Raw genomic sequence first — 3,438 nt, forward strand, 5'->3', positions numbered from 1 at the left:
AAATATAACCCCTACTCAAAGTTGTTAATAACTTTATGGTGCTTTACATAGGAACCGCTGTTATAGGCTGTGCATGTTTAGCACCAATCAATTATTTTTTTTAAGCGGTCACTTTCTTTAGTGTTTTCAAGATATATTTGATAATCAATATTTGTGTTAAGAGTTATGTTATCAATAAAACTAAAACTTAAAGTTTTCTCAGTTATATTGACCTTTGTTGGTTTGAAAATTCTCTCAAAGGGAAGATTTTCTTGTAATTTATTTGGATTATTGCTTAAAATAAAAGGATTTTCAATAGTTTTAAATATGAAAGGAAAATCATTTTTACCAATAAATATAATTTCATTTTCGGTTAAATAAATTTCCAATTTTGAAGGATAACTTGGATAGTTTTTTTTAAGTCCAGTTGCGGAATAATAACATTTATTACCGTAAAATTTCACATATTCTTTTCCATTCAGATAAGCGAAGATTTTATTTACTCTTATTTTATTAATTATTGTTTTCAATATTGACATCACAATCAATGTGAAAATTAGAAATAGGACAATAATTAGAATATTTTGAAATTGCATTTTGATATTTGATTGTTGTTTTTTCTACGTAAGTTCGGTTGCATTGCCTATAACGTTCCCAGGCTTTGCGAGGTTGCGGACTAAAGAAGCCGAAACTTTCGGTTAAACACTGAACTCAAAGATACAAAACTAACTTTAAATTCAGCCCAAAACCCGCAATCTTGCAAAACCTGTGTTGGTAGCAGTATTAATTCCATTCCTTTAGTTCATTATCAAATTCTTTCAAGTTGTGATTTAAGAATATAAGTTCTAAAATATATTCATTTTCTGTTTTTTTGTAGACTATTTTGTCTGTGATATATTTTTCAATTAGGTTTAAGTTGAGTTTTTCGCTTAGCGTTTTTATTTCATTTGGATAATTTCCATATTCAGTTTTATAAGTTTCTATTTTATTTGTCAATTTAATTCCAATATTATTTGTTGTGTAATCATAAGTTTTAAAAGCAAGACCAATTAAAACCATATTTGCAAACCCTAAATAGGCAATTAGTTCAGAGTATTTTCTTAAGTTAGAATTATTATTTGTTCCTCTATACCATCTTGCTATTAAACCTCCAATTCCCATAGCAATCATAATTACCCAAAACATATAAAAATTGCTTAAAGATGCTACAAGCATACAAATTAAAATTAACGCATAAGCAAAATATTTTTGACTATTTGAAACTGTATTTAATGTTAAGTTAGAATTGAAGTTTTTGATTAGATTATTTCGTTGATGTTTTTCTGAAACTCGAATATTGTTGATAAAGTCTGTCAATTTATTTTCGTCAATTTTAATTTGACTTAAATTTATGTTCAATTCTTGAGCACCGACATATTTATTCAGTTTATTTAACCAACTAAAAGCATTTTTTTTGAATACAAATGTTTCGTCAACAACTATTGATATAAATTTTTGATTATAAATATCTATCAAATAAGATTCATTAATTTGTTCCCATTTGATTTCTTTCTGTTTTGTTGTTCTGTCCCAAATTCCATTCTCATTTATTATAATTTGTGGTCTTTTGTCTAATAAAGTAAAAATGCTAATTGGAATTCCTAAACCGAAAAAAGAAGTTATAAACCAACCCATATAATAATCAAAAGTTCCATTTTGCTTTTCAGAAATCATCCAAATTCCGATTAACACAAAAGGCAAAGACAAAGCAAGAATTTTAAATCCTTTCGAGTTAGATTTATATAGTTTTAGTTCTGTCATTTTTGATATTGTCTTTTTTCTGCGAGTTCCGGAAATATTGCTACCAACGTTTAGTATAAGAGCAGTAGCGGATTAAAACGCATCTACTTTTCGGTAAGCAATATACTTAATTAAACGCAAAAACGATTCGAGTTTACACCCAAACCGCTATTGCTTTTATACATTGTTGTGCGTTCGCTCTTTCTCCTAATTTGGCGAATGAAGTCCCATTTTATTTCCTTCCGAGTCGTGGAAAATAGCGAAAAATCCACTCTCGTCTGCGTGTGGTGTTTTAGGAATAATAATCTTTCCGCCATTTCCTTCTATTTTATCAAGAATAATTTGCAAGTCATCTCCACCATTCAGATAAATAGTAACACCTTTGGCAGAAGGCTCGGAACCTTCTTCTTTGACAATAACTCCTGTTACCATTTGGTCTTCGTAGGGAAATAAACCCATTTCCATTCCTGGGAATTCTAATTTTTGAATTTCTATGCTTAAAATTTCTTTGTAAAAGTTAATGGCTCTCGAAATGTCTGTTGCTGGAATCTCAAATATTGATATAAAACTATTCATATTTTTATCGTTTTTGATTGTTGTTTCTTTAGTAGGATTTGAATTGGTGACAGAAGTACCTTTGTTTTTGCAGGATACAATACCAAGAGTCAAAGCCATTATTGTGATAAATATTTTTCCTTTCATTTTATGTTCTTTGTTGACAAAACAAAATTAGCAGTAGAAAGTCGCTTGAAATTGTAAAAATGCGACACCCTTAAACTATTTGTAAAAAAGTGCGGAAAGAGCTAAATTTTCGTGATTGATAAATTCCTTGGGGTTTATTCCTGTAAATTCTCTAAAGTCTTTTATAAAATGTGCTTGGTCAAAATACTCACTTTCATAAGCAACATTGGTAAGGTTTTCTGCTTTTTGTTCAAGCAACATTTTTAAAGCTGTCTGCAAGCGAATTACCTTTCCCAATTGTTTAGGACTTACTCCAATTTGCTTTTTGAAGTTTCTTTCGAGTTGTCTTCGTTTTGACAAGCCATCTTTAAGGATTGAGTTTATTGAAGCACTTCCGTTTGTGGATAGAAGGGAATCAACTGTATTTTTTACGATTGTATTAATCGTTTTTTCGTCATTAAGCCTGTCCAAAAGAAATTTTTCGATAATACTTATTCGTTGTTCCGTATTTTCTACTTTGATTATTTTTTGCTCTAAATTATCTGCGGATTTTTTTTCAAAAAGTTTACTTATGGGTGTCTCTTTATTTACCAAATTATTGATTGGCTCAGAAACAAAGTTTGCAAAGCCATAAGGATAAAATCGGATAGCAAATGTTTTAACAAATCCTATTGGCTCAATGTAAAATGGTTCAATTGTTTGACCGAGTACCATTGCACGAGGTTGAAGTATAAATTCATTTTCGGACGTGTAACGTTTTATGTCATCTCCGAGAATAAACGCCATTTCAATACAACCATCTGGTACTATTCGCTGTTTTTGCGGTTCAGACTGTTTAGGCACTTCCAATGTCCAATAGCAATTAACTAATGCTTTTAGGTCAGAATGTGGTTCGTATGTTTGGTAGTCCATTTATTGTTCGGAATTTTTTTCTGAGTGACGCACAACGTTACCGCGCTTCTCGCAGTTGCAAGTTTTATCACTTACAATAACAAATAT

Annotated in this window: 4 protein-coding genes; all 4 read right to left on the minus strand. The window is 30.2% G+C overall.

All coding sequences use genetic code 11. The features are described 5' to 3' along the window. Positions 1-77: 77 nt before the first annotated feature. Positions 78-518 (minus strand): hypothetical protein, encoded by a 441-nt coding sequence (locus AABJ49_RS14195; protein WP_338378951.1) that lies wholly within the window; start codon positions 516-518, stop codon positions 78-80. Between the two features lie 244 nt (positions 519-762). Further along, complete coding sequence (locus tag AABJ49_RS14200) at positions 763-1,779, minus strand: STM3941 family protein (protein WP_338378952.1); 1,017 nt, start codon at positions 1,777-1,779, stop codon at positions 763-765. A gap of 186 nt (positions 1,780-1,965) precedes the next feature. Beyond that, positions 1,966-2,433 (minus strand): VOC family protein, encoded by a 468-nt coding sequence (locus AABJ49_RS14205; RefSeq protein ID WP_338378953.1) that lies wholly within the window; start codon positions 2,431-2,433, stop codon positions 1,966-1,968. 102 nt (positions 2,434-2,535) lie between these two features. Beyond that, positions 2,536-3,351 (minus strand): helix-turn-helix domain-containing protein, encoded by an 816-nt coding sequence (locus AABJ49_RS14210; protein WP_338378954.1) that lies wholly within the window; start codon positions 3,349-3,351, stop codon positions 2,536-2,538. Positions 3,352-3,438 lie beyond the last annotated feature (87 nt).

The organism is uncultured Flavobacterium sp., from assembly GCF_963922255.1.
Lineage (GTDB): Bacteria > Bacteroidota > Bacteroidia > Flavobacteriales > Flavobacteriaceae > Flavobacterium.

What these genes read in the sequence shown, in the direction of transcription:
- AABJ49_RS14195 (WP_338378951.1), bottom strand. Translation starts at nt 518, where the DNA reads ATGTCAATATTGAAAACAATAATTAATAAAATAAGAGTAAATAAAATC.
- AABJ49_RS14200 (WP_338378952.1), bottom strand. Translation starts at nt 1,779, where the DNA reads ATGACAGAACTAAAACTATATAAATCTAACTCGAAAGGATTTAAAATT.
- AABJ49_RS14205 (WP_338378953.1), bottom strand. Translation starts at nt 2,433, where the DNA reads ATGGCTTTGACTCTTGGTATTGTATCCTGCAAAAACAAAGGTACTTCT.
- AABJ49_RS14210 (WP_338378954.1), bottom strand. Translation starts at nt 3,351, where the DNA reads ATGGACTACCAAACATACGAACCACATTCTGACCTAAAAGCATTAGTT.